General features: G+C 59.7%; 23 protein-coding genes. 10 read left to right on the top strand and 13 right to left on the bottom strand.

All coding sequences use genetic code 11. The features are described from left to right. The first annotated feature begins 108 nt into the window (after window positions 1-108). Window positions 109-1173 carry a 23S rRNA (cytidine(2498)-2'-O)-methyltransferase RlmM gene (rlmM, locus tag AC1MEA_RS25085; RefSeq protein WP_480417697.1) on the top strand — a complete coding sequence of 355 codons (1065 nt, stop codon included), beginning with the start codon at window positions 109-111 and terminating at the stop codon, window positions 1171-1173. A gap of 80 nt (window positions 1174-1253) precedes the next feature. Continuing rightward, window positions 1254-1508, top strand: a complete 255-nt coding sequence (gene tusA / locus AC1MEA_RS25080) for a sulfurtransferase TusA (protein WP_219060542.1) — start codon at window positions 1254-1256, stop codon at window positions 1506-1508. Between the two features lie 116 nt (window positions 1509-1624). On the opposite strand, the gene AC1MEA_RS25075 is transcribed toward tusA, so the two are convergent. After that, on the bottom strand, window positions 1625-3010 hold the full coding sequence (locus AC1MEA_RS25075; RefSeq protein ID WP_480918219.1) for an MATE family efflux transporter: 1386 nt from the start codon (window positions 3008-3010) through the stop codon (window positions 1625-1627). A 155-nt stretch (window positions 3011-3165) separates the two neighbouring features. Between AC1MEA_RS25075 and pdxB the strand changes: the two genes are divergently transcribed. Then, window positions 3166-4308: a 4-phosphoerythronate dehydrogenase PdxB gene (gene pdxB, locus AC1MEA_RS25070; protein ID WP_480417696.1), complete on the top strand. Its 1143-nt coding sequence runs from the start codon at window positions 3166-3168 to the stop codon at window positions 4306-4308. Window positions 4309-4388: 80 nt separating this feature from the next. Here the strand turns inward: pdxB and AC1MEA_RS25065 are convergent, their stop codons facing one another. Beyond that, on the bottom strand, window positions 4389-4565 hold the full coding sequence (locus tag AC1MEA_RS25065) for a PA1571 family protein (protein WP_219060544.1): 177 nt from the start codon (window positions 4563-4565) through the stop codon (window positions 4389-4391). 292 nt (window positions 4566-4857) lie between these two features. Here AC1MEA_RS25065 and AC1MEA_RS25060 point away from each other — a divergent pair, with 292 nt between their 5' ends. After that, window positions 4858-6636, top strand: coding sequence for an ABC transporter transmembrane domain-containing protein (locus AC1MEA_RS25060; RefSeq protein WP_480417695.1), 1779 nt, complete (start codon window positions 4858-4860; stop codon window positions 6634-6636). 36 nt (window positions 6637-6672) lie between these two features. On the opposite strand, the gene ppnP is transcribed toward AC1MEA_RS25060, so the two are convergent. The 8 genes from ppnP to AC1MEA_RS25020 form a co-directional block, all read right to left on the bottom strand. Beyond that, window positions 6673-6954: a pyrimidine/purine nucleoside phosphorylase gene (gene ppnP, locus AC1MEA_RS25055; protein ID WP_219060546.1), complete on the bottom strand. Its 282-nt coding sequence runs from the start codon at window positions 6952-6954 to the stop codon at window positions 6673-6675. Window positions 6955-7059: 105 nt separating this feature from the next. Continuing rightward, entirely contained in the window at window positions 7060-7602 is a 543-nt protein-coding gene (locus AC1MEA_RS25050; protein ID WP_219060547.1) for a 3'-5' exonuclease, read from the bottom strand. Window positions 7603-7650: 48 nt separating this feature from the next. Then, complete coding sequence (locus tag AC1MEA_RS25045; protein ID WP_480417694.1) at window positions 7651-9627, bottom strand: acetyl/propionyl/methylcrotonyl-CoA carboxylase subunit alpha; 1977 nt, start codon at window positions 9625-9627, stop codon at window positions 7651-7653. Window positions 9628-9651: 24 nt separating this feature from the next. After that, window positions 9652-10458: an enoyl-CoA hydratase/isomerase family protein gene (locus AC1MEA_RS25040; protein ID WP_480417693.1), complete on the bottom strand. Its 807-nt coding sequence runs from the start codon at window positions 10456-10458 to the stop codon at window positions 9652-9654. Further along, window positions 10455-11612 carry a citronellyl-CoA dehydrogenase gene (gene atuD / locus AC1MEA_RS25035; RefSeq protein ID WP_480417692.1) on the bottom strand — a complete coding sequence of 386 codons (1158 nt, stop codon included), beginning with the start codon at window positions 11610-11612 and terminating at the stop codon, window positions 10455-10457. The genes AC1MEA_RS25040 and atuD overlap by 4 nt, the downstream gene beginning before the upstream one ends. Window positions 11613-11652: 40 nt before the next feature. Next, a complete protein-coding gene (atuC, locus tag AC1MEA_RS25030; protein WP_480417691.1) occupies window positions 11653-13269 on the bottom strand; it encodes a geranyl-CoA carboxylase subunit beta in 1617 nt (538 codons plus the stop codon). Between the two features lie 3 nt (window positions 13270-13272). Then, entirely contained in the window at window positions 13273-14142 is an 870-nt protein-coding gene (locus tag AC1MEA_RS25025; protein ID WP_480417690.1) for an SDR family oxidoreductase, read from the bottom strand. Window positions 14143-14155: 13 nt separating this feature from the next. After that, window positions 14156-15982 (bottom strand): acyclic terpene utilization AtuA family protein, encoded by a 1827-nt coding sequence (locus AC1MEA_RS25020; RefSeq protein ID WP_480417689.1) that lies wholly within the window; start codon window positions 15980-15982, stop codon window positions 14156-14158. 171 nt (window positions 15983-16153) lie between these two features. Between AC1MEA_RS25020 and AC1MEA_RS25015 the strand changes: the two genes are divergently transcribed. Both AC1MEA_RS25015 and AC1MEA_RS25010 read left to right on the top strand, forming a co-directional pair. Further along, on the top strand, window positions 16154-16771 hold the full coding sequence (locus tag AC1MEA_RS25015) for a TetR/AcrR family transcriptional regulator (RefSeq protein WP_480417688.1): 618 nt from the start codon (window positions 16154-16156) through the stop codon (window positions 16769-16771). A gap of 106 nt (window positions 16772-16877) precedes the next feature. Next, entirely contained in the window at window positions 16878-17699 is an 822-nt protein-coding gene (locus AC1MEA_RS25010) for a substrate-binding periplasmic protein (protein ID WP_480417687.1), read from the top strand. Window positions 17700-17762: 63 nt separating this feature from the next. Here the strand turns inward: AC1MEA_RS25010 and AC1MEA_RS25005 are convergent, their stop codons facing one another. Then, a complete protein-coding gene (locus AC1MEA_RS25005) occupies window positions 17763-17930 on the bottom strand; it encodes a DUF2897 family protein (RefSeq protein ID WP_219060556.1) in 168 nt (55 codons plus the stop codon). Window positions 17931-18036: 106 nt separating this feature from the next. Next, complete coding sequence (locus tag AC1MEA_RS25000; RefSeq protein WP_219060557.1) at window positions 18037-18186, bottom strand: hypothetical protein; 150 nt, start codon at window positions 18184-18186, stop codon at window positions 18037-18039. Here AC1MEA_RS25000 and pyrF point away from each other — a divergent pair. Then, window positions 18185-18883 carry an orotidine-5'-phosphate decarboxylase gene (gene pyrF, locus AC1MEA_RS24995; RefSeq protein WP_449633204.1) on the top strand — a complete coding sequence of 233 codons (699 nt, stop codon included), beginning with the start codon at window positions 18185-18187 and terminating at the stop codon, window positions 18881-18883. The genes AC1MEA_RS25000 and pyrF overlap by 2 nt on opposite strands. Before the next feature lie 36 nt (window positions 18884-18919). On the opposite strand, the gene AC1MEA_RS24990 is transcribed toward pyrF, so the two are convergent. After that, window positions 18920-19924, bottom strand: a complete 1005-nt coding sequence (locus AC1MEA_RS24990; protein ID WP_480417686.1) for an NADP-dependent oxidoreductase — start codon at window positions 19922-19924, stop codon at window positions 18920-18922. A gap of 237 nt (window positions 19925-20161) precedes the next feature. On the opposite strand from AC1MEA_RS24990, the gene AC1MEA_RS24985 reads away from it, so the two are divergent. The 3 genes from AC1MEA_RS24985 to AC1MEA_RS24975 all read left to right on the top strand — a co-directional run bounded on the left by AC1MEA_RS24985 (window position 20162) and on the right by AC1MEA_RS24975 (window position 23208). Beyond that, a complete protein-coding gene (locus AC1MEA_RS24985) occupies window positions 20162-20923 on the top strand; it encodes an SDR family oxidoreductase (protein WP_480417685.1) in 762 nt (253 codons plus the stop codon). A gap of 94 nt (window positions 20924-21017) precedes the next feature. Beyond that, window positions 21018-22493 (top strand): mechanosensitive ion channel domain-containing protein, encoded by a 1476-nt coding sequence (locus tag AC1MEA_RS24980; RefSeq protein ID WP_480417684.1) that lies wholly within the window; start codon window positions 21018-21020, stop codon window positions 22491-22493. A gap of 91 nt (window positions 22494-22584) precedes the next feature. Further along, complete coding sequence (locus AC1MEA_RS24975; RefSeq protein WP_480417683.1) at window positions 22585-23208, top strand: antibiotic biosynthesis monooxygenase; 624 nt, start codon at window positions 22585-22587, stop codon at window positions 23206-23208. Window positions 23209-23223 lie beyond the last annotated feature (15 nt).

Raw genomic sequence — 23223 nt, 5'->3', positions numbered from 1 at the left:
GGAGCCAGTGGTTCCTGATTCCGCTATCATGCGCCGGTTTTAAGCGTTGGGGCTGACCCCGAGCGCCGCGCAGCGGCTGAATGTTTCGCCGCTGCCCAGGAGAATTGAATGAACACCCTGTTTATGCACTGCCGGCCTGGCTTCGAAGGTGAAGTCTGTTCCGAGATCGCCGAGCACGCTGCCCGTCTGAACGTGGCGGGTTACGCCAAAGCCAAAACCAACGCCGCCTGTGCCGAGTTTGTATGCACTGAGGAAGATGGCGCCGAGCGCTTGATGAAAGGGCAGCGCTTCGCTCAGTTGATCTTTCCCCGGCAATGGGCGCGTGGCGTTTTTCTCGATTTGCCGGAAACAGACCGCATCAGCGTGATTCTGGCTCAGCTCGCGAACTTCCCGACCTGTGGCAGTCTGTGGCTGGAGGTGGTCGATACCAATGATGGCAAAGAGTTGTCGAACTTCTGTCGCAAATTCGAAGCGCCTTTGCGCAAGGCGTTGACCCAGGCCGGCAAGCTGGTGGAAGACGCGAGCAAACCGCGCCTGCTGCTGACCTTTAAAAGTGGACGCGAAGTATTTCTCGGGATGGCGGACGCGGACAACTCGGCGATGTGGCCCATGGGCATTCCTCGCCTGAAGTTCCCCCGGGAGTCGCCTAGCCGTTCGACGTTGAAACTGGAAGAAGCCTGGCACCATTTCATCCCTCGCGATCAATGGGATGAGCGCTTGTCTGGCGAGATGACTGCCGTCGATCTGGGGGCCGCACCGGGTGGCTGGACCTATCAATTAGTCAGGCGCGGCATGCTGGTGACGGCCATCGACAACGGTCCCATGGCCGAAAGCTTGATGGACACCGGGCTCGTGCAGCATTTGATGGCCGACGGTTTTACCTTCAAACCGCGTCATCCGGTGGACTGGATGGTCTGCGATATCGTCGAGAAGCCTGCGCGCAACGCTGCGTTGCTGGAAACCTGGCTGGGCGAAGGCTTGTGTCGGGAGGCGGTGGTTAACTTGAAGTTGCCGATGAAGCAGCGTTATTCGGAAGTGCGGCGTTTGTTGCAGCGCATTGAAGAAGGCTTCGAGGCCCGGGGCATCCGGGTCGAAATCGGCTGCAAGCAGCTGTACCACGATCGTGAGGAAGTGACGTGCCATCTGCGGCGCCTGGATGGCAAGCGGCGTTGAATTAACCCTGTGGGTTTCCACGGGGTTTGGCTGAATCAAATGAATTGAGCGACAATGCCCGCCTGTTTTTGGAGTGTTTTATGTCTGAACCCATCGATACCTTGCCGGTTGACGCCATCCTCGACGCCAGCGGCCTTAATTGCCCGGAACCGGTGATGATGTTGCACCAAAAGGTTCGGGACCTGCAGGCGGGTGGTTTGCTCAAAGTCATCGCCACGGACCCGTCGACCCGTCGCGACATCCCCAAGTTTTGCGTGTTCCTCGGGCATGAACTGGTCGAGCAACAGGCAGACGGCGGCACCTATCTGTACTGGATTCGCAAAAAGCTGGATTGATGCGCAACCGCCTGCAATTACTTGTAGGAGCGGGCTTGCCCGCGATCCACTTGATTCGCAGTGCCAGACATACCCCTATCGCAGGCAAGCCAGCTCCTACAAAAGTCGGTCGGTGGCTAAGCTTTTGAACTGATCCGAATCCGCTTGCGCGCGCTGCCGGTCAGGCGGATCGAGAGCATCAGCGCTGCGCAGGTCAGTCCGACGATCAGTCCTTGCCACAGTCCGGCTGGACCGCTGGCGGCACCGAGCAGGTCGGTCAGGCCCAAGGCATAACCCACCGGCAAACCAATCCCCCAGTACGCGAACAAGGTCAGGATCATCGTCACGCGAGTGTCCTGATAACCGCGCAGGGCGCCCGCGGCGGTGACTTGGATCGCGTCTGAAAACTGGAACAACGCCGCAAACACAATCAGCGACGCCGCCATCTTGATCACCACCGGGTCGGCGGTATAGATCGTCGCGATGTATTCACGCGAGAGCATCATCAAGCTGGCCGAAAAGCACGCATAGGCCAAGGCTGTCGCCATCCCGACCCCGGCCGTGAAGCGCGCTTCCCGAGGCTGGTTACGCCCTAATGCCTGACCGACGCGCACGGTCACGGCCATGCCCAGCGAGAAGGGGATCATGAACACCAGCGAGCTGAAGTTCAGGGCGATTTGATGCCCTGCCACCACGTTGGAGCCGAGGCTGCCGATCAGCAGTGCGATCACCGCAAAGATGCTCGATTCCGCGAACACAGCGATGCCGATGGGCAGGCCGATATCGATCAGGCGCTTGATCGCGGCCCATTGCGGCCACTCGAAACGGCTGAACACTTCGCTGGCTTTATAGACCACTGCGCGCCGCACCCAGCCAGTCATGCCCAGTAAAATGGCCCACATCACAATGGCCGTGGCCCAACCACAGCCGACACCGCCCAAGGCTGGCATGCCGAAATGGCCATAGATGAAGATGTAATTCAGCGGAATATTCAGCGCTAGACCACACAAGCCGAGCACCATGCTTGGGCGGGTTCGGCCCAGTCCGTCGCTGAAGCAGCGCAGCACGTAAAACAGTGCCGTGGCGGGAAGACCGCTGGCAATCCCCCGGAGGTATTGCATGCAGGGCTCGATCAGCACCGGGTCGACTTTCATCAGGTGCAGCACCGGTTCGGCGCTCAACAACAACGTCGACGCGATCAGCCCGACCGCCAACGCCAGCCACAATGCCTGACGCACCAACGCGCCGATTTCTGCGGTATGACCGGCCCCATGATGTTGTGCAACCTTGGGCGTGGTCGCCAGCAGGATTCCGGTCATCAACAGGTAAACCGGCACCCAGATTGAGTTGCCCAAGGCCACGGCTGCCAGATCCCGTGGGCCGACACTGCCCGCCATCACCGCATCGACGAAGCCCATGGCGGTGTAGGCCAACTGTCCGATCATGATCGGTAGCGCCAATGCCAGCAGCGTGCGCAGTTCCAGGCGTACCCTCGCCGGACGGGTCAGGGGGGGTGTAAGCATTGTTGCAGAGTTCACAATAAATCCAGAAGCTGACGCAGAAAGCCGGTCATTCTACACTCTTGACGCAAGAGTCAGGAATCGAAGTTGTGCAAGACGATGGCTGGCCTAGTGAGGGGCCTAGCGCCTACACTGCCGCCGACCTCAGGGAGCTCATCATGCGAATTGTTGCCGACGAAAATATACCGCTGCTCGATGCCTTTTTTGCCCAGTACGGTGACATCCGCCGTCTGCCAGGACGCTCACTCGACCGCGCCGCCGTTGCGGATGCCGACGTATTGCTGGTGCGCTCGGTGACCCAGGTTGATCGGGCACTGCTCGAGGGCAGCCCGGTACGCTTTGTCGGTACATGTACCATCGGTACCGATCACCTGGATCTGGATTACTTTCAGGAGGCCGGAATTCAATGGTCCAGCGCCCCCGGTTGCAACGCGCGCGGGGTAGTCGACTACGTGCTGGGCAGTTTGCTGACCCTGGCGGAGATCGAAGGCGTTGATCTGACTCAGCGCACCTATGGCGTGGTCGGTGCCGGAGAGGTCGGCGGGCGACTGGTCAAGGTGTTGCGCGGGCTAGGCTGGAATGTGCGGGTCTGCGATCCACCCCGTCAGGCGGCAGAAGGCGGCGACTTTGTCAGCCTTGAGCAGGTGCTCGAGCACTGCGATGTCATCAGCTTGCACACGCCGTTGAGCAAGGCCGGTGATCAACCGACCTGGCACCTGTTCGATCACTCGCGTTTGCAGAAGCTCAAGCCCGGCAGCTGGTTGATCAACGCCAGCCGGGGTGCGGTCGTGGACAACGCAGCCTTGCGTGAGGTCTTGCTTGAGCGCGAAGACCTGCAAGCGGTGCTTGATGTCTGGGAAGGCGAGCCGCAGGTGGATGTCGCGCTGGCCGATTTGTGTGTTTTGGCCACGCCGCACATCGCCGGTTACAGCCTTGATGGCAGGCAGCGCGGAACGGCGCAGATCTATCAGGCGTTTTGCGCATACCTGGGGCAAACACCACGGATTAGCCTGGACGACCTGTTGCCAAAACCCTGGCTGGCGCAGGTCAGCCTGAATGCCAACAGCGATCCAGCCTGGGCGCTGGCCATGCTGTGTCGTGGGGTCTATGACCTGCGCCGCGACGACGCAGACTTTCGCCGCAGCCTGATCGGCGATACAAACAGTCGCCGCCTGGCGTTTGATGCGTTACGCAAACACTACCCTGCTCGCCGTGAAATCGAAGGGCTGGCCGTGAATATCCAGGGTGAGTCGGCGCAATTGCAGCGGATCGTGACAGCGTTGGGTGCGGTGCTGGTTTAAATCACACACCCTGCGGAGATACCTATATCGCAGGCAGAAAAAACCCGGCATCAAGGCCGGGTTTAAAAAACTGTGCAGCATCAATCTTGTTTTACGGGTTTGACCCAATGTTTGTCGCATTCTTGACACGCGACCTGAACCATCTCTTCGGTGATCAGTATCTCGCGTCCATCCTTGTCAAGAATGGCGCCCCCGACAGGCAAGGTCGGGGTGGCTCGAACGACCGGTACGTGATTGGTGCTGTTTTGCAAGCTCATGGCCTGTCTCCTCATCAGGTTGTGCGCTTCAAAGTAAACCCGCTTGATGACCGCGCTGTGACATTCCTTCAGCGCATTCAAACGGCAGCCCAAGTCCAGCAGAAATGATTAAAAACTGCCAGCAGTGCGTTAGACCAAAACTGTCTAACCCTTATAGAGCAACGACATATCAACGTTGACCCGGCGTGACTGCCCAGGCTCATTTCAGCGCAGGCAACGTTATCGAGGGATTCGCCCGCGCCGCAGGTGTAGGCTCTCTGACTCAAGTCTTTTCGGCAGGCAGGTCACCTCCATGGTTTCAGTGTTTTCCAGTCGCCAGCGCAATGCCATTCGTCTGGCCGTGCGTTTTATCGCGCCGTATCGCTGGCAGTCGCTTGGCGCTTTGCTGGCCTTGATCGTGACTGCCGGTATCACCTTGTCCATGGGCCAAGGCATTCGCCTGTTGGTGGATCAGGGATTCATGACCCAGTCGCCGCAGTTGCTCAACCGTTCGATCGAGTTCTTTCTGCTGCTGGTGGTGGGGCTCGCGGTTGGCACCTTTGCCCGTTTTTATCTGGTGTCATGGATTGGCGAGCGGGTGGTGGCCGATATCCGCAAGCAGGTGTTCAATCACCTGATCAACCTGCACCCAGGCTTTTATGAAAACAACCGTAGCTCGGAAATTCAGTCGCGGCTGACCGCCGACACCACGTTATTGCAGTCGGTGATTGGTTCGTCGTTATCGATGTTCCTGCGCAACCTGCTGATGGTCATCGGCGGCATTGTCCTGTTGTTTTTCACCAACCCCAAGCTCACCAGTATCGTGGTCGTGGCCCTGCCGCTGGTGGTCGCACCGATTCTGATTTTCGGCCGTCGGGTGCGCAGTTTGTCGCGCTTGAGCCAGGACCGGATTGCCGATGTCGGCAGTTATGTCGCCGAAGCGTTGGGCCAGATCAAAACCGTGCAGGCCTACAACCATCAGCAGCAGGACAAACAACGCTTCGCGGTGACTGCGGAAGAGGCGTTCGACACCGCGCGCAAACGCATTTTGCAGCGTTCATGGCTGATCACCCTGGTCATCGTTCTGGTATTGGGCGCCGTGGGGGTGATGCTCTGGGTGGGCGGTATGGACGTGATTGCCGGGCGTATTTCAGGGGGAGAACTGGCTGCGTTCGTCTTTTATAGCCTGATCGTCGGCAGCGCCTTTGGCACCCTGAGTGAAGTCATTGGCGAATTACAGCGCGCGGCGGGTGCGGCTGAGCGGATTGCCGAGCTGCTGCAGGCCCCCAGTGAGATCGAGCCGCCGGTCAGTGATCTGCTGCATCTGCCGGAACGGGTCAGTGGGCGCCTGACCCTGGAAGACGTGAGTTTTGCGTACCCGTCACGGCCCGAGCGTAATGCGATCGATGGTTTTAGCCTGAGTATCGAGCCAGGCGAAACCCTGGCACTGGTGGGGCCTTCGGGTGCGGGAAAGTCGACATTGTTCGATCTGCTGCTGCGTTTTTACGACCCGCAAACCGGACGTATTCTGGTCGAAGGGTTGCCGATTACCCAGCTTGATCCACTGGACTTGCGACGCTGTTTTGCCATGGTTTCGCAAACGCCCGCGCTGTTTTTTGGCAGTGTCGAAGAGAACATCCGCTACGGCAATCCCGACGCAACCGACGAGCACGTTCAGGCCGCCGCGAGGATTGCCCACGCTCATGAGTTCATTTTGCAGATGCCCGAAGGCTATCAGACCCATCTGGGCGATGGCGGGCTTGGGCTGTCTGGCGGCCAACGTCAACGTCTGGCGATTGCCCGAGCGTTGTTGGTCGATGCGCCGATTCTGTTGCTGGATGAGGCAACCAGCGCGCTGGATGCCCAGAGCGAACACCTGATTCAGCAAGCCCTGCCGAGTCTGATGAAAGGCCGCACGACGCTGGTGATTGCCCACCGCCTGGCCACGGTACAAAACGCCGACCGTATTGCAGTGATCGATCAGGGGCGTTTGATTGCGGTCGGCACCCACCACCAACTGATCGCCAGCAACCCGCTGTATGCACGGCTGGCGGCGTTGCAGTTCAATGCGCATCAGGAGGCGGTGGTTTGAAAAGGTGACGCGTAGCGTCACTCGATCACGCGTGACTCAGCGGTATTCACACAGGTAAGCGCTGTCTTCAAGCACTTCCAGATTGAATTTGCTGTTGGCCGGTACATTGAACTGGCTGCCGGACGTGAAGGTTTCCCACACGTCGCTGTCCGGCAGTTTGACTTTCAAGGCGCCGGAGATGACGTGCATGATTTCACGCTTGCTGGTACCGAACTCGTATTTGCCCGCCGCCATGACGCCGATCGTGGCATCGCCTTCCGCCTGACGGAACGCAATCGATTTCACAGTGCCGTCGAAGTATTCGTTGACTTTAAACATGGGCGATTCCTCGAAGATAAGGGTTACAAAAGATCGCTCAGTATGCCGAACGTATAAAAGGCCGTCATCCGCTTTAAAAAAGGCGTCACGTCGGCAGGCTATTCATCACGTGGGAAGTATCAGTGGCAGGAGTCGTGCTGTATTGCGTGCGTCCACCAGCGCCCGGTGCTGCTGCCCGTTGAATTGCATGCCAGCCAGTTGTAACGCGCCGTTCAAGCCCAGTGGGCGTTGCAGTTTGCGGGCCTCGATAAAACGTTGTTTGAGGTTGATGTGGGGCAGGGTGCTCAAGGCGCTGGTCAGCTGTTGCTGCTGCCATTCCTGCTCCAGTTGCCGTCGATCGTACTCGCCCCAGCTGGCCCACCCTTCCAGGCGTGGCAGGTGATGGCTTAGCCAGCGTTCGAACTGCGGCCAGACGCTGGTCAATGGCGCGGCGTTGTCGATATTGACCTGGCTGATGTGCGTCAGCTCCCGGCAAAAGCGGGTCAACTGCGGGCGGCGTAAAGGTCGCACGAAACGCTCGAAGTGATCCAGCTCGCGGCCGTCCTGGTTGACCAGGCTCACACCGATCTCAATGATCTCCATCTCGGCCAATGGCCAGCCGCCGTCCTCTGTTGTGGCTTCCAGATCAATCACCAGCCAGTGCGGCATATCAAACTCCGATCAAAAAGCGCTAAGGTGAGTTGAGCGTAGACACAATCAGCCTGCTACGTCCAATGGCGCAACCTCCAGCAATACCTGGCGGTTTTTTACCTGATCACCTTGAGTCACGTGCAGGCGACGAATAATCCCGTCGATTCCGGCTTTGAGCGGGTGTTCCATCTTCATGGCTTCGAGCACCAGTAACAATTGGCCCTGGCTGACGGTCGTCCCTTCGCTGACCAGTACATCGACAATCGCTCCGTCCATGGGGGCTTTCAGGGTGCCTGAGTGAACGTTGATCTGGCTTTTGACAAGGGCGTGGGTCAGGTCGAGTACGTGTAGATTGCCTGAGTTGCTGTGCAGCCAGAGCGTGTCGGCGTCCAGATGATAGGCATGCCGACGACGCACACCGTCAATCTCGATATTCGCCCGGCGGCCGTCGGTATCCAGCACGTGCAGGCTGATCAGCGTTTCCGCCACCCGCACGTCCAGGCGCTCACCGTTCTGACTTAGCGCCACGGCGAATGTGTGTTCGCCGTGTCCCAATTGATAGTGTGACGGGCCCGTGGCGTTGTTGCGCCAGCCTGCACGCTGGGCGGGATGTGTCTTGGCCGAAGCGAGATAAAACAAGGCCGCGGCCACCGCCAGTTCAATGGCGGTGGGCGAATGAGGGTGCAGGCAAGGGGCGTCGGTGAAGTGATCGCCGATAAACCCGGTGCTGACAGCGCCCGCGACGAACTGCGGGTGTTGCAGCAAAGTGGCCAGCAGTTGTTGGTTGCTGTTGATGCCCAACAGCACGCAATCTTCCACCGCTCGCAACAGCTTGCGTCGGGCCTCTTCACGTGTGGCGCCGTGGGCGATGATTTTGCCCAGCATCGGGTCATAGAACGGGCTGATGTGCTGACCTTCCAGTACCCCATGATCGACCCGCACACCGTCACCCTGCGCGGGTTGCCAGTGCACGATCTGCCCGGTCTGGGGCATGAACCCCTGCGCCGGGTCCTCGGCGTAAAGCCGCACTTCCATCGCGTGACCCTGGGGTTGAATCTGCTCCTGACGCAGCGGTAAAGGATCGCCTGCCGCCACTTGAATCTGCCAGGCCACCAGATCCTGGCCGGTGACCATTTCGGTCACCGGGTGTTCGACCTGCAAGCGCGTGTTCATTTCCAGAAAATAGAACCGCCCACGTTGATCAAGCAAAAACTCCACAGTGCCCGCGCCGACGTAATGCACTGCGCTGGCGGCCTGTAACGCCGCTGCGCCCATGGCGGCACGCAGCTCCGGGGTCATGATCGGGCAAGGCGCTTCTTCGATGATCTTCTGATGCCGACGTTGCACCGAGCAGTCACGTTCGCCGAGGTGAACCAGATTGCCGTGGCTGTCGCCGAAGATCTGCATTTCCACGTGACGCGGTCTGATCAGCGCCTGTTCGAGAATCAGTTCGCTGGAGCCGAAAGCGTTGTGCGCTTCCGACCGTGCGGTGCGCAGGTGTTCGAGCAGGTGTTCGGCTTTTTCCACCAGGCGCATGCCCCGGCCACCACCACCGGCACTGGCCTTGATCATCAGTGGGTAGCCAATCCGTTCAGCTTCGCGGCCGAGGCTGGCATCGTCCTGCGCGGCGCCTTGATAGCCCGCGATGCATGGCACGCCAGCCTCGATCATCGCCAGTTTGGACAGGCGTTTGCTGCCCATCAGCGTGATTGCTTCCACGCTGGGGCCGATGAAGACCAGACCCGCCGCCGCGCAGGCCAGGGCAAAATCAGCGTTCTCCGACAAAAAACCATAACCGGGATGAATCGCATCGGCACCCGTGCGTCTGGCGGCGTCGATGATCGCTTCGATGTTCAGGTACGACTGCTGCACGTGCGCCGGGCCGATGCACACCGCTTCATCTGCCAACTGCACGTGGCGTGCGTGCGCATCCGCTTCGCTGAACACTGCCACGCTGCGATAGCCCAGACGGTGTGCGGTGTGCAGAACACGGCAGGCAATTTCGCCGCGGTTGGCGATGAGGATTTTGTTGAAGGCTGGCATTCGTGGCGTCCTTTTTCCGGGTGTCTAGAAGCTGCTTTTCGCCCACGCGGGTTCGCGTTTTTGCATGAAAGCCAGCGTGCCTTCCACACCTTCGGTGCTGACGATTGCAGTGCTGAACGCTTCAGCCGCCTGATCCAGCAGGGAGCCGAGCGGCACATCAGCGGTGGCCAGCAACAAGGCTTTGGTGGCGGCATTCGCACCGGGTGCACAGCGCAAGACCTGCTCCAACACATCGCTCAAGCGTTCGGCCATGGCTTGCGCGTCGCGTTCGACAAAGTGCACCAGCCCCAGGCGTCCGGCTTCTTCGCCATCAAAGCGCGCGGCGGTCAGCGCCAGGCGCCGGGTCTGAGTCAGGCCGATGCGCTTGACCACGAACGGGGCGATTTGCGCCGGGATCAGACCGAGGCTGGTTTCTGGCAGACCGAATTGCGCCTGATGATGGGCAATGGCGACGTCGCTGACGCAGGCCAGGCCAAGGCCGCCACCCAGCACCGCGCCTTCCAGCACCGCGACCACCACCTGCGGGGCTTTTTCCACTTCTTCCAGCAGCGCGCCAAATGCGCGGTTCAAATCCTTGTAAACCTCGGCGCCCTGGCCTCGGGCGTTGGCCATGTCCTTGATGTCGCCACCGGCGCAGAAGTGCCCGCCGGCACCGCACAGCACCAGCGCCCGCACCTGTGGGTCTTCGCGCACCCCGGCCAGCACAGCGCGCAGTTCGCCGACCATGTGCAGGCTCATGGCGTTGCGGCTTTCAGGCCGATTAAGGGTGATGTGCAGCACGCCGCCGTGGCTGTTCAGCAGCAGGGTGTGGCACGTGGGCAACAGGCTCATGCTTTTTTACCGGGCAGGATGCTCATCAGTTTGCAGATAATCCCGAGCATGATTTCGTCGGCGCCGCCGCCAATCGATACCAGGCGCACATCGCGATAAGCGCGGGAAACCGGGTTGTCCCACATAAAGCCCATGCCGCCCCAATATTGCAGGCAACTGTCGCTGACTTCGCGGCCCAGTCGTCCGGCCTTGAGTTTGGCCATTGATGCCAGTTTGGTCACATCGCGGCCCTTCACGTACTGCTCGGTCGCCTGATAGACCAGGGCCCGCAGGCATTCGATTTCGGTTTGAAGTTCGGCCAGGCGGAAGTGGATCACCTGATTGTCGATCAGCGCGTTGCCGAAGGTTTTGCGCTCGCGGCAGTACTCGATGGTGCTGTCGATGCAGTACTCCAGGCCCTTGATCATGTTGGCGGCACCGAACAGACGCTCTTCCTGGAACTGCAGCATCTGCATCATGAACCCTGCGCCTTCGTGGCCGATGCGATTGCGTTGGGGGACGCGTACGTTATCGAAAAACACCTGGGCGGTTTCCGAGCTGCGCATGCCGAGCTTGTCCAGGTGTGGGCTGAGGCTGATGCCGGGGCTGTTCATAGGCACCATGATCAGCGATTTATTCACATGGGCTTTGTCGTCCGAAGTGTTGGCCAGCAAGCAAATGAAGTCGGCGCTCGGAGCGTTGGTGATCCACATTTTGCTGCCATTGATCACGTAGTCGGTGCCGTCTTTTTTCGCACAGGTCTTGAGCCCCGCGACATCGGAACCAGCGCCGACTTCGGATACGCCAATACAGCCGACCTGTTCGCCGGTGATGGCCGGGCGCAGGAATTCTTCGCGCAACTCATCGGAGCCAAAGCGCGCCAGCGCGGGGGTGCACATGTCGGTCTGCACGCCGATGGACATCGGGATGCCGCCGCAGTGGATGGTGCCAAACTCTTCGGCGGCGACGATGGAGTAGCTGTAATCCAGGCCCATGCCACCAAACTGTTCGGGTTTTGAAATGCCCAACAGACCCAGTTGGCCGGCTTTCTTGAACAGCTCATGGATCGGGAAACGGCCCGCTTTTTCCCATTCGTCGACGTGCGGATTGATCTCCTTGTCGACAAAATTACGCACGGTACGCCGCAGTGCTTCGTGTTCCTGGGTGAAGATCATTTTTATTGTTCTCCTTTGGAAATCGCCTACGGGTTCAACATTAAAATCGCGCCACGCCGAAGCTATTCGGTTGCAGCGGTCTCACCGCCGCTTCCTGACAAATATCCAGCAGATAACCGAGCAAGGTTCGGGTATCGCGAGGGTCGATCAGGCCGTCATCCCACAGGCTGGCCGTGCCGTACAGCGCCCCGGACTGACTGTCGAGCTTCTGTGCGGTCACCTGTTCCAGCATGTCGAGCATCTTCGGGTCCGGGTCGAGTCCGGCTTTGATGTGTTTGGCCTCGGTGACGATGCGCAACACCTTGCCGGCCTGGGCGCCGCCCATCACTGCGGTTCGGCTGTTGGGCCAGGCAAAGATGAAGCGCGGGTCCAGACCTCGGCCGCACATAGCGTAGTTGCCCGCGCCGTAGGAACCACCGACCACAATGGTCAGTTTCGGCACCCTGGCATTGGCCACCGCCTGAATCATCTTCGCCCCATGCTTGATCACACCGTGTTGTTCGGACTCGGTACCGACCATGAAACCGGTGGTGTTGTGGAAGAACAGTAGCGGCGTCTGGCTTTGGTCGCACAGCTGAATGAATTGCGCGGCCTTGCTCGCGCCTTTGGGCGTGATCGGCCCGTTGTTGCCGATAAATCCGCAGGGCTGGCCTTCAATCTGCAAATGGCCGCAGACGGTTTGCTGGTCGTATTCGCCTTTGAATTCGAGGAACACCGAACCATCGGCCAGGCGGGCAATGATTTCACGCACGTCGTAGGGCTTTTTCGGATCGTGGGGGATCAGCCCGAGCAACTCGTCGATGGGGTAGCGCGGTGCTTGGTAAGCCGGACGTGCGCGCATTGGCAACTGGGCATTCCACGGCAACAAGGCGATGATTTCGCGCACGATGCGCAACCCATCGGCGTCGTTTTCCGCCAGATACTCTGCGGTACCGGCAATTTGCGCATGCATCTCTGCGCCACCCAGCGCTTCATCGGTCGCAATTTCACCGGTCGCCGCCTTGAGCAACGGCGGACCGGCGAGAAACAGTTTTGCCTTGCCGCGCACCACCACCACGTAATCCGACAGTCCCGGCTGATAAGCGCCGCCAGCCGTGGAGGAACCATGCACCACGGTGATTTGCGGCAAGCCCATGGCCGACATCCGCGCCTGATTGGCAAACCCTCGCGCGCCCTCGACGAAAATCTCCGCCGCGTAGTTGAGGTTGGCGCCGCCGCTTTCGGCCAGGGTCACCACTGGCAGTTTGTTTTCCATGGCGATTTGTTGCAGGCGCAGGGATTTTTTCAGACCGCTGGGGGAAATCGTGCCTCCCCGGATAGCGCTGTTATTGGCGACCACCAGCACACGCACCCCGGACACATAACCGATGCCGGCAATCAGCCCGCCACCGGCCTGGCTGCCGTCCTTGTCGTCATGCAGTTTGTAGCCGGCCAGTGACGCCAGTTCGAGAAACGGCGCGCCGGGGTCGAGCAACAGGTTCAGGCGCTCGCGGGGCAACAGCTGGCCGCGTTTGTCGAATTTGGGCTTGGCCTCAAGGGCTTTGTCCAACAGCACCCGTTCAAGCTGGCGCACCTGCGCGATACTCGCCAGCATGGCCTCGCGGTTCTGCGCAAAGCTCGTGCTGTGGCAATCGAGCTGCGATTCAATCACCGGCATGCGCTACTCCTTGTCCTTCAAGACATCGGGCAGACAGGCGCGATGAAAGCCGTTATACGACGTGCTGTTCTGCGCCTTGTGCAATGGCCAGGCGCGACTGCCAAGGCTGGCGGCACCATCAATGCGCAGGGTGCTGCCGCTGATGAACGCCGCCCCGGGACTGAGCAGAAACACAATCGCCGCGCTGACCTCGGATTCGGTGCCAATACGCTTGAGCGGTACATGCTCGCGCAAGGTGGGAATCACTGCCTTGAACGCACCTTCATACGTATCCATGCCGCTGGAGGCTATCCATCCCGGTGCCACTGCGTTGACGCGTACTCCGGCATAGGCCCATTCAACCGCAGCGGTTTTGGTGAGGTTTTCCATGCCTGAACGGGCGGCACCGGAATGGCCCATGCCGGGCATTCCGCCCCACATGTCGGCGAGCATGTTGACGATGGCGCCACCGTGCCGGCTCATGGATTGATTGAATACCTCGCGCGCCATCAGGAAACCACCGACCAGATTGGTGCGCATCACGGTTTCGAAACCCTTCTGATTGATTGAGGCCAGTGGGGCGGGGTATTGGCCGCCGGCGTTGTTGACCAGCCCATGAATCGGCCCGCGCTCGGCAATCACCTGGGTGACCAGCGCCTTGACCCGATCTTCTTCGCGGATGTCGCACACCTGCCAGCTGACCTGACCGCCGTCTTCGCTGATCTCGGCGCTCACCTGCTCGAGTTTCGCCTGCTTGCGCCCGACCAACACCACATGGGCGCCAAGGGCTGCCAACTCGTGGGCGGTGCAACGGCCGATACCGCTGCCGCCACCGGTGACCACATGGGTCTGGCCGCGGAACAGGTCGGGTCTGAAGACCGAATCGTATGCCATGCATCACCCCTTCTTATTGAGTGTCCGGATCGCTTTCCGGAAATTGCTGGCCATCGACCTGATCGGCAATGCTTTGCGGCACCGGGATCTGGATTTCCAGCAGTTGCTGAGCGAACGCTTTGCCCTGCGGGTCGATACGCAGGCTGGCGACTCCGCCACCGCCGAGGGCGTTTTCCAGGAGGAAATTCAGGCTGTGGCTGCCGGGGAGATACCAGCGCTCGACCCGACCATGAATCGGGTCGAGGACATGGCTCATCCAGTCCACGACCACCGCGCTGCTCAGGGTTTCGGCGATCCACGGCAGGTACTCAGGGCGTCGCGCCATGACCCCGATATTGCTGTGGTTGCCTTTGTCACCGGAGCGCGCTACCGCCAGTTTTACCAAGGGCACGCTGGCATCGGCACGGCCATGAGGTTGCGGCGGTTGCAGGTCCAGGGGCAGTGCGCTTGGGTCGAACCTCTGCTGGGGCGGCAGCTCGAAAGGACTGCGCTGGCCATCGATGTCGATTTCCAGGCGGCAGGCGGACTTGTCGATCAGGAATGAGAACAGGCGAATGACCGGGTACACCGTGGGCCGGCCGCCAACGATGCCCGTGAGCCCCGGCGCCATGCCTGTGGCGGCCTGCGCGATCTCGCGGGAGAACAGGATCAATGCTTGTTTTTCGGGGTGACGCACCGCCAGTTTGATCACCACTTCGCGAGTGTCGTGCCGTTGGCCGTGGGGGCCATAGGTGGCTTCGCTGCCCAGCAGTTCGATGTTCACTTCGCTATAGGGTGGCCAGCCGCGTTGGCTGAACAGCTCATTGGTTTTGTTGATAATTGCCTGGCCGACGCGCTCGGCTTTTTTTACCGCATCGATTCCGGCGATCAAGCAACTGGCCGTGCAGCGGAAACCGTCCGGGTACGTCGCGCAAACCTTGTATTGGCCGCTGGGCGCCAAGCCGCGAGCGCCCTCGACGCTGACCCGGTTGTCGCCCACTTGCTTGAGTCGGACGTGGGTGAAGTCGCACACCACATCAGGCAGCAGGTAGGCCCGTGGGTCGCCGATTTCGTAGAGCAACTGTTCACCGACACTCAGCGGTGAGATCAACCCCCCGGAGCCGGCGGGTTTACTGACGATGAAGTGACTGTCAGCGCTGACTTCAATGATCGGGAAGCCGATATGTTCGTAGTCCGGCACGTCCTGCCAGTCAGTGAAGTTGCCGCCAGTGCACTGCGCGCCACACTCGATGATGTGGCCGGCGAGGGCGGCGTGGGCCAGTTTGTCATGATCCTGCCAGGACCAGCCGAACTCATGGACCAGCGCTGCACTGACCACTGCGCTGTCGACCACTCTGCCGGTGATGACGATATCAGCGCCCAGTCGCAGCGCTTCGACAATGCCAGGTGCACCGAGATACGCATTGATGGACACGCACATCGGCGGCAGGGGCGCGCCAGTGAACATTTCGTGAACGCCCGCGCCGCTCAAGTGCTTGAACTGCGGCTGCAGATCATCGCCGAGCAGGACAGCGATCTTCAGGTTGACCCCCGCGCGCAGGCAGGCTGCGTGCAAGGCTGCTGCACAGGCAAGGGGATTGACCCCGCCCGCGTTGCTGATGATCCTGATCTTTTGCTCGGCGATCTTTGGCAGAAGCGGGGCGAGCACTTCGATGAAGTCGGTGGCGAAACCCGCGTCCGGATTTTTCATCCGGGCCCCGGCCAGCAGCGACATGGTGATCTCGGCCAGGTAGTCGAACACCAGATAGTCCAGTCTGCCGCCATCCACCAGCTGCGCGGCCGCCGTGCAGGTATCCCCCCAGAAGGCGCTGGCGCAACCGATACGCACGGTTTTGGACATGACAGACCTCGTAGACGATTGACTGTGCATCAGAGACTACCAAGCAAGCGCTTGGTTTTGAAAGCCCCAACTTAAAATAATTGCTTTACGTGGCACCCGAGCGCTTGCTTGGTGTGCCGCACAGGCATAAATTGCGCGCGCCATATGCCAACTTCCAAGAGGAACCTCACCGTGGACGAGCAAAAAGCCTTGAAGGTGATGCGCGAGTTGGTGGACGGTGGGCACATCACCGATCCCGATAGCGCCCGTGGCAAACTGCTGCAGGTGGCCGCTCACCTGTTTCGCAACAAAGGCTATGAACGCACCACCGTGCGGGACTTGGCTGGCGCTGTAGGCATTCAGTCCGGAAGTATTTTTCATCACTTCAAAAGCAAGGACGAAATCCTGCGCTCAGTGATGGAAGAGACCATCCGCTATAACACCGCCTTGATGCATGCGGCGCTCGCCGACGCGGGCACTGTGCGCCAGCGGGTGCTAGCGCTGATTCGCTGTGAGCTGCAATCGATTATGGGGGGCAGTGGCGAGGCCATGGCAGTACTGGTCTACGAGTGGCGATCGTTGTCGGAAGAAGGGCAGGTTCACGTGCTGGCCTTGCGCGACCTCTACGAGCAGCTCTGGCTGCAAGTACTGGGAGAGGCGAAAGAGGTCGGTTATATCAAGGGCGATGTGTTTATCACGCGGCGCTTTCTAACGGGCGCCTTGTCGTGGACCACCACCTGGTTTCGCGCTGAAGGCAGCATGACTCTTGATCAGTTGGCGGATGAAGCACTGATCATGGTTTTAAAATAACGGTGAAACCTGCCAGCGAGTGCGATTTGAAAGCACTTTGACATTGTCTAACAGGCCGAAAACGCATAGCTTATCCACATCCAGTTACCTGAGGTGTGCCGTGTTGATGTCTTCGCCTTCGCGGACGGCTTACCGAACTTTGTTTTTGGCTATCAGTACGTTATGGGCCAGCGAGGCGTGTGCCGTACAGCAGGTCCGTATCGGTGCGGCGCATTTTCCGCCTTACACTGTTCGCCCCGAAAAAGGCGAAGACACCGGTTTGTTGCCGCAGTTGGTCATTGCCTTGAATGCAGCGCAAAGCGACTTTCAGTTTTTGCTCGTGCCGACGTCCATTCCGCGGCGCTTTCGTGATTTTCAGGACGGCCGGATCGACATGGCTATCTTCGAAAATCCGGATTGGGGCTGGAAGAGTATTGCGCACGTCAATGTCGATATGGGCCTTGAAGACGCTGAAATCTTCGTCGCCAAGCGTGAAGAAGGGCGCACACAAAACTACTTCGATGACTTGCAGGGCAAGCGCCTGGCCTTGTTTAGCGGCTATCACTATGCGTTTGCCCGCTTCAACGCCGACCCCAAATTCCTGGCCGAACACTACAACGCGACGCTGACGTACTCCCATGACAGCAACTTGCTGATGGTGCTGCGCGAACGGGCTGACATTGCCCTGGTGACGCGCTCGTACCTGAGCGATTTCATGGCGCGTAATCATGATAAGGCCCGCCAGTTTTTGGTGTCCGAGCGGGTCGATCAGGTTTATCGGCATTACGCCTTGCTGCGTCCGCAGGCGCCTATTACGGGGGAGCAGTTCAGCCAGTTATTGCAGCAGCTTCGTGATAACGGGCAGATGTTCAAGATCTTCCAGCCGTACCGAATCGCGGTCACATCGCTACAAAACAATCACTCAATCGCTGCGGACGGAATGCATTAATCCCGCTATCAGATGGGTAGAGCGTTGTTTTCGCAGGCAAGCCTGCGAAAACGGTCACGTGGGTCAACGATCCTTCGCGTCTTTGGCATCCATCTCGGCGTTGCGTTCATGAACGCGCTTGAGCTGCTCATCGGTCAAATCAACCTTTGTAGCGGTATCGCGCAGCATCAACAGACCACCGACGATCGAGCCAATGGCAACGATCAGAATTAACCAGGCATACCAGGGCATAGGGCTCTCCTTGAAGTGATATCACTTTGAGCAATCTATATTGCCAGTGGTTCAATTCTAGGCGCCCTGTGCCCGGTTTGTTAGCGGCATGCGCGTTGTCAGCGACTTATAGACCGGTCAACATTGCATCGGCTGACGCATCGGCGCGCAGTTGGCTGGTGAGCAGGAAATATCTATTACCGATCACCGGGTCCCGAAAATCGACCGGTTCGGCTACAATGCGCGCCGATTTCGACTTGCCTGAGAGCCTACTCATGTCCGCCTGCCAGACTCCTATCATCGTCGCCCTGGATTTCCCTAACCGTGACGCCGCGTTGAAACTGGCCGATCAGTTGGACCCGAAGCTGTGCCGGGTCAAAGTCGGTAAAGAACTGTTCACCAGTTGTGCGTCGGACATCGTCGAAACCCTGCGTAACAAGGGCTTCGAGGTGTTTCTCGACCTGAAATTTCACGACATCCCCAACACCACGGCGATGGCAGTGAAGGCCGCTGCGGAAATGGGCGTGTGGATGGTCAATGTCCATTGTTCCGGTGGTTTGCGCATGATGGCGGCCTGCCGTGAAGTGCTTGATCAGCGCAGCGGGCCAAAACCGTTGCTGATTGGGGTCACTGTGCTGACCAGCATGGAACGTGAAGATCTCGCGGCTATTGGTCTGGACGTCGAACCGCAGGTGCAGGTGCTGCGTCTGGCCGCGTTGGCGGAAAAAGCCGGTATGGACGGTCTGGTGTGCTCGGCACTCGAAGCCCGAGCCCTGAAAACTGCCCATCCTTCTTTGCAACTGGTCACGCCCGGCATTCGTCCGGCAGGCAGCGCCCAGGATGACCAACGCCGCATCCTGACCCCGCGTCAGGCGCTGGACGCCGGCTCTGACTACCTGGTCATCGGCCGTCCCATCAGCCAGGCCGCCGACCCGGCAAAAGCGCTGGCGGCGGTCGTGGCTGAGTTGGCGTAAAAGCTATTCGCGAGGCGTCTGTTCAGGCGCCTCCGATCACACCTTCAACACCAGTTTTCCGAAGTTTTCACCCTTGAACAGCTTCATCAGGGTTTCGGGGAACGTTTCCAGACCCTCGACGATGTCTTCCTTGCTTTTGAGTTTGCCTGAAGCGAGCCAGCCGGCGATTTCCTGACCGGCTGCGGCGAATTTGGGGGCGTAGTCCATGACCACGAAGCCTTCCATGCGCGCACGGTTAACCAGCAATGACAGGTAGTTGGTCGGGCCTTTGACCGCTTCCTTGTTGTTGTACTGGCTGATGGCACCGCAGATGATCACCCGTGCTTTGGGCGCCAGGCGGGAAAGAACGGCGTCGAGGATATCGCCACCGACGTTGTCGAAATACACGTCGACGCCTTTCGGGCATTCACGTTTGAGGCCCGCGTTGACGTCTTCATTCTTGTAGTCGATGGCGCCGTCGAAACCCAGTTCATCAATCAGCGACTGGCATTTTTCTTTGCCCCCGGCGATGCCGATTACGCGGCAGCCTTTGATTTTGGCAATTTGTCCTGCAACGCTGCCCACCGCACCTGCGGCCCCGGAAATCACCACGGTCTCACCGGCTTTCGGCGCGCCTACGTCCAGCAGGGCGAAATAAGCGGTCATGCCGGTCATGCCCAGCGCGGACAGATAACGCGGCAGTGGTGCCAGTTTCGGGTCTATTTTGTAGAACCCCTTGGGCTCACCGAGAAAATAGTCCTGCACCCCCAGCGCGCCCTGCACGTAATCACCGACGGCAAATTCAGGGGCCTGTGAAGCGATCACTTTGCCTACGCCCAGCGCGCGCATCACGTCACCCAGATTGACGGGTGCAATGTAGGACTTGCCTTCATTCATCCAGCCGCGCATGGCCGGGTCCAGCGACAGGTATTCGTTCTTGACCAGAACCTGACCTGCCGCCACTTCGCCGACAGGCACTTGCTGGAAGGTAAAGTCGTCGCGACTCGCGGCCCCGGAAGGGCGCTTGGCGAGCAGGAATTGGCGGTTGGTCTGGGCAGTCATGGCAGGCACTCTTTTAGACAGGAAGGAGAGAGAACACGCCTACGTGATAGTCGTTGACCGCCGTTCCGGCAAGGTTTGTCTGTCTGGCGAATGCAGGCTGATCCAGTTGGGTGATGAGCCCTCGCTGGCTTAATCACTCTGGCGCATACGTGCATAACCGGGTCTCTGATAGTGCTGACGTGCGCCTGCGGGGGATGGCTAGACTGCGTCACTATTCAACCGTCAGAGGACAATTACATGAGCATGACTTTTTCCGGTCAGGTGGCCTTGGTCACGGGCGCTGCTGCGGGCATTGGTCGCGCGACCGCATTGGCCTTCGCTGAGCAGGGCTTGAAAGTGGTGGTGGCAGACCTGGACAGTGAGGGCGGGGAAGGCACGGTTGAATTGATTCGTGCCGCGGGCGGCGATGCAGTGTTTGTGCGCTGCAATGTCACGAAGGAAACTGAAGTGCGCCAGTTGATGGAGCAGGCCGTGAGTACGTATGGCCGCGTCGATTATGCCTTCAATAATGCCGGCATCGAGATCGAAAAGGGCCGCTTGGCCGAGGGCAGCGAAGCCGAGTTCGATGCAATCATGGGCGTCAACGTCAAAGGCGTCTGGTGGTGCATGAAGTACCAATTGCCGCTGATGCTCGCCCAAGGCGGCGGGGCCATCGTCAACACAGCGTCAGTGGCCGGCCTTGGCGCTGCGCCAAAGATGAGCATCTACAGTGCGTCGAAGCATGCCGTGATCGGCCTGACCAAGTCGGCCGCGATTGAGTACGCGAAGAAGAAAATCCGCGTCAACGCCGTCTGCCCGGCAGTGATCGACACCGACATGTACCGTCGCGCCTATGAAACCGACCCGAAAAAAGCCGAATACGTGGCCGTCATGCACCCGGTCGGTCGTGTCGGCACTGTCGAAGAAATCGCCAGCGCTGTGCTGTACCTGTGCAGCGATGGCGCGGCCTTCACCACTGGCCACGCGTTGGCGGTGGACGGTGGGGTGACCGCGATTTAGGACCCACCAATCCTTGGTAGTACGCGCTCACGCTTGCGCGCGCTGATCGGCTAAGCTCGCCTCCTGTAGTGGTCTATGTGTCAGGAGTGAGTCGATGGATTTCATGTGGTTTGCCTACCCACTGGTCAGTGCCTTGGTGCTGATCATTATCGACCTGACCCTTTGGCAGTGGGTTGACCCACGGTATGTTCGCTGGAAGATGGCGGTGCGGCTGGGCCTGTTTCTGTTGTTCAGCATGGCATTGCTGGATGCCGGGTTAAGCCCTCTGTTTCCGGTGCCGGATGCGGTCCTGCCACCCCGGCACACGCTGGCGACCGTGCTTGCGATTGCCTGGTGGCTTTATGGCGCGCGAACCCTGACCGTATTGGCGGTGGTGATTCTGGAGCCCCGGATCGGTGGCAAGGGGCATTTGCTGCAAGACCTGATGGGCGCGATTATCTTTCTGGTCGCCGTCGTCGCGGCTGCCGCGTATATCCTCGATTTGCCAGTCAAAGGCTTGCTGGCGACGTCGGGCGCGGTGGCGATCATCCTCGGTCTGGCTGTGCAGAGCACGCTGGGCGACGTATTTTCCGGGATCGTGCTCAACGCAACCAAACCCTTTCGGGTCGATGACTGGATTCGCGTCGACGACATAGAAGGCAAGGTAATCGAAATTGATTGGCGCTCAACCCATCTGCTGACGTCCGAAGGCAGCATGGCGGTGATTCCCAACGCGATGGCGGCCAAGACCCGGATCGTCAATTTCAGCCGTCCCGATCACTTCCATTCCGTGACCCTGACCGTGGAGTTACCGGTACGCTTGCGCCCCAGCCTGGTGCTGGACTCGCTGGAGAAAGCCTTGCAGGGCTGCCGCGAACTGCTGGCAAAACCGAAAGCCGGGGCCGTAATCAAGGCGTCCGGTCTGCGCTCCGTGGAGTATGAAATCACCGGCTACGTCAAATCCAGGGACCGTCGCAGCGCGGTGAGTAATCAGCTCTATGACTTGATTTATCGCCAGTTGGCGGCGTCCGAAACCCTGCGTCAGGATCAGATCAAGCCTGCGACGCGGCAGTCGGCGGTGCTCAACACCGTCGGGGTGTTGCGCATGCTCAGCGATGAAGACCGTGCCGAACTCGAGCGCCACATGCACTTGCGCTCGTACCCTGTCGGCGCGGTGATTCTCGCTCAGGGTGTCGTCCCCGATGCGCTGTTGATCATTGAGTCCGGGGTAGTGACGGCGGCCGTTGAGCGGCCCGATGGCTGGCTTGAGGTTGGGCGCATGGGGCCGGGCGAACTGATCGGTGAAACCGGTATTGTCGACCAGTCGGTCAGCCTGGCGCGGTTCAGCGCGATGACCGACTGCATGGTCTATCGCATCGAAAGCAAAGACCTTGAGCCCTGGCTGGATGAGCACGGTGAATTGCGCGGCGCTCTGGCGGGGTTGGTACGCTTCCGCGCGCAGGCTCGGGCGACGATGATTCAGCACAAGCCCGTGGATGTAGGGCCGAACGGTTTCCTGCAATGGTTGCGCAAAAGCGTCACTCGCTTTCAGCCGGGTAACGAGCGCGGGCCGACGGACAAACTCAGTTGAATCGCCACAGCACAAACGTTCAATTCTCAAACCGCTGACTGACGCATATTGAAGCCTCGCCCTGCTAATCGACAGCGACGAGGTATGCACAATGTCCAACGCCGCCCCGGATGATGTGGTGACGCTGGTGGTTCGCCATCGGATCAAAGCTGGCGCCGAAGCGCAATATGAAGCTTGGCTGCGCCGGACAGTCAGCATTGCGGGCCGTTACGACGGCCATTTGGGTGTCGATATCATTCGCGGGCATGGCGCGGGCCTGCGTCTGTTCACCTGTGTTCTGCGCTTTCGCGACACCGACTCGTTGCAACGCTGGCTCGATTCCAGCGAGCGGCGCGGTTTGATCGAGGAGGTCAGCCCGCTCTTGGCTGACGGCGATCAGACTGAGATCAATCGACAGAGTGAGTTCTGGTTCACACCCGCTGATGTTGCCAGCCCGCCGCCGCGCTGGAAGCAAGCCGCGGTGACGTTTTTGGTGATCCTGCCGCTGAGCATGCTGGTGCCCTTGTTCTGGAAGCCGATTCTGGGAAGGCTGCCGGCGCTGGACGCCCTGTTGAGTTATCTGATCGGCAACGTGGTGATCACTCTGAGCATCGTCCTGCTGGTGGTTTACCTGTTCATGCCGTGGGCCACGCGCATGTTCGCGCCCTGGTTGCGCGCTGCTTCAAACCCTCCTGACGTCGATGCCAAGCACCCGTCAAGCGAGGTCAAACCATGAGCACTACGGCCTTCC

This window comes from Pseudomonas sp. ASL8 (assembly GCF_056680355.1).
The sequence above is the reverse complement of the archived record's forward strand: the minus strand, read 5'-3'. Positions and strand labels throughout refer to the sequence as shown.

Coding starts and splice junctions, on each gene's coding strand:
- rlmM (WP_480417697.1), top strand. CDS start 109: ATGAACACCCTGTTTATGCACTGCCGGCCTGGCTTCGAAGGTGAAGTC.
- tusA (WP_219060542.1), top strand. CDS start 1,254: ATGTCTGAACCCATCGATACCTTGCCGGTTGACGCCATCCTCGACGCC.
- AC1MEA_RS25075 (WP_480918219.1), bottom strand. CDS start 3,010: ATGCTTACACCCCCCCTGACCCGTCCGGCGAGGGTACGCCTGGAACTG.
- pdxB (WP_480417696.1), top strand. CDS start 3,166: ATGCGAATTGTTGCCGACGAAAATATACCGCTGCTCGATGCCTTTTTT.
- AC1MEA_RS25065 (WP_219060544.1), bottom strand. CDS start 4,565: ATGAGCTTGCAAAACAGCACCAATCACGTACCGGTCGTTCGAGCCACC.
- AC1MEA_RS25060 (WP_480417695.1), top strand. CDS start 4,858: ATGGTTTCAGTGTTTTCCAGTCGCCAGCGCAATGCCATTCGTCTGGCC.
- ppnP (WP_219060546.1), bottom strand. CDS start 6,954: ATGTTTAAAGTCAACGAATACTTCGACGGCACTGTGAAATCGATTGCG.
- AC1MEA_RS25050 (WP_219060547.1), bottom strand. CDS start 7,602: ATGCCGCACTGGCTGGTGATTGATCTGGAAGCCACAACAGAGGACGGC.
- AC1MEA_RS25045 (WP_480417694.1), bottom strand. CDS start 9,627: ATGCCAGCCTTCAACAAAATCCTCATCGCCAACCGCGGCGAAATTGCC.
- AC1MEA_RS25040 (WP_480417693.1), bottom strand. CDS start 10,458: ATGAGCCTGTTGCCCACGTGCCACACCCTGCTGCTGAACAGCCACGGC.
- atuD (WP_480417692.1), bottom strand. CDS start 11,612: ATGATCTTCACCCAGGAACACGAAGCACTGCGGCGTACCGTGCGTAAT.
- atuC (WP_480417691.1), bottom strand. CDS start 13,269: ATGCCGGTGATTGAATCGCAGCTCGATTGCCACAGCACGAGCTTTGCG.
- AC1MEA_RS25025 (WP_480417690.1), bottom strand. CDS start 14,142: ATGGCATACGATTCGGTCTTCAGACCCGACCTGTTCCGCGGCCAGACC.
- AC1MEA_RS25020 (WP_480417689.1), bottom strand. CDS start 15,982: ATGTCCAAAACCGTGCGTATCGGTTGCGCCAGCGCCTTCTGGGGGGAT.
- AC1MEA_RS25010 (WP_480417687.1), top strand. CDS start 16,878: ATGTCTTCGCCTTCGCGGACGGCTTACCGAACTTTGTTTTTGGCTATC.
- AC1MEA_RS25005 (WP_219060556.1), bottom strand. CDS start 17,930: ATGCCCTGGTATGCCTGGTTAATTCTGATCGTTGCCATTGGCTCGATC.
- pyrF (WP_449633204.1), top strand. CDS start 18,185: ATGTCCGCCTGCCAGACTCCTATCATCGTCGCCCTGGATTTCCCTAAC.
- AC1MEA_RS25000 (WP_219060557.1), bottom strand. CDS start 18,186: ATGAGTAGGCTCTCAGGCAAGTCGAAATCGGCGCGCATTGTAGCCGAA.
- AC1MEA_RS24990 (WP_480417686.1), bottom strand. CDS start 19,924: ATGACTGCCCAGACCAACCGCCAATTCCTGCTCGCCAAGCGCCCTTCC.
- AC1MEA_RS24985 (WP_480417685.1), top strand. CDS start 20,162: ATGAGCATGACTTTTTCCGGTCAGGTGGCCTTGGTCACGGGCGCTGCT.
- AC1MEA_RS24980 (WP_480417684.1), top strand. CDS start 21,018: ATGGATTTCATGTGGTTTGCCTACCCACTGGTCAGTGCCTTGGTGCTG.
- AC1MEA_RS24975 (WP_480417683.1), top strand. CDS start 22,585: ATGTCCAACGCCGCCCCGGATGATGTGGTGACGCTGGTGGTTCGCCAT.